The organism is Microcystis sp. M53598_WE2, from assembly GCF_030067735.1.
Taxonomy (GTDB): domain Bacteria; phylum Cyanobacteriota; class Cyanobacteriia; order Cyanobacteriales; family Microcystaceae; genus Microcystis; species Microcystis aeruginosa.
In genome coordinates, this window is record NZ_JASJFE010000581.1 from 1 (window position 1) to 1,349 (window position 1,349).

At 40.0% G+C, this 1,349-nt stretch carries 2 protein-coding genes; both read left to right on the plus strand.

What is annotated here, in order from left to right; genetic code table 11:
- Positions 1 to 97 precede the first annotated feature (97 nt).
- The gene (locus tag PX636_RS11780) at positions 98 to 337 is read left to right on the plus strand and encodes a hypothetical protein (protein WP_002758556.1); all 240 of its coding nucleotides are present in this window, start codon (positions 98 to 100) and stop codon (positions 335 to 337) included.
- A 159-nt stretch (positions 338 to 496) separates the two neighbouring features.
- Positions 497 to 1,201, plus strand: a complete 705-nt coding sequence (locus tag PX636_RS11785) for a Uma2 family endonuclease (protein WP_002731745.1) — start codon at positions 497 to 499, stop codon at positions 1,199 to 1,201.
- Positions 1,202 to 1,349: the final 148 nt, after the last annotated feature.

A 1,349-nucleotide genomic window follows, 5' to 3' on the forward strand; every position in this document is an offset into this window, starting at 1 on the left:
TGTCAGATCCCCCCACCTATCGGCACCCCCCTTATTAAGGGGGGCAGGGGGGATCAGAGGCAAAATCTATCTTCAATTTAATTATAACTACTTACTTATGTTCATTACCTCCACGATTAGTCTCTCATCAACAATTCTACAAACTCCCACACCCACACCGACTTTAAATAATAATTTAGTTAATTCAGGTTCTCAAGATCTAGTCTATATCGGTGTGTTTCTTCTGGCAATCACCCTAGTCATTGTTATTGGTATTATCAATCAAAAAATTGAATACGCTCTCATTTTTGCCGCCACTCTCACTGCTATTTTAGTTGCTTTCTTCTGGTTTTTATAAGTCCTTCAACCAAGGGGATTGAGGTCATGATATTCTGACTTCCCCAACCGACTCCTAACACCCTATATACAAGCAAAACGATCGGACTTATAATATAATTGTATTGATTGTGGCTTGTTGCTAGAATCACCCCAAATTGACTCAATGGGTTTATAAACGATGACAACCCTAGATATTGCTACCGATATTGTCTGTCCTCCCACCGATTTATGGAGTGATGAACCACCCTTGGAAAGTGATCTGCATTTACAACAAATTATTTTATTATTATCTTGTCTTGATTGGCTCTGGCAAGATAGAAACGATTACTATGCCTCGGGCAATTTGACTATTTATTATAACGAAAGACAACTAAAACAGCGAGATTTTTGTGGCCCAGATTTTTTCGTGGTTTTAGATACAGAGAAACGTCCCCGGAAAAGTTGGGTTGTCTGGGGAGAAGGGGGTAAATATCCCAATCTAATCATCGAAATTCTCTCCGATTCCACCGCTAATGTGGACAGAAAAGCCAAAAAGGAACTATATCAGCATACTTTCCGGACTCCTGAGTATTTTTGGTTTGATCCCAATACTTTAGAATGGCAAGGATTCACTTTAATCGAGGGACAATACCAACCGATTACCCCCAATGAAAACGGTTATTTATGGAGTAAGCAACTAGGATTATATTTAGGAATTTTTGCCAATAAATTGCGCTATTTCACCGAATCAGGTGAATTGGTTCCCACCCCTCAAGAGTCGGCCCGACAGGAAAGATTAGCCAAAGAACAGGAAAGATTAGCCAAAGAAAGAGAACAACAACGGGCGGAAAAATTAGCCCAAAAGCTGCGAGAATTGGGCATTAATCCCGATGAAATTGCTTAAATATCCGATTGGGGGTGTTAGGGTGGAAACCACGGCGCAATTTTTCCTTAATTGCTAGGCATTAAGATGAGTAATCCGAAACTCTGATTCTAGCCTAGAAATCATGGCAAAATCTCCACACTGATGTTATAATAATGACCAAGGGCAA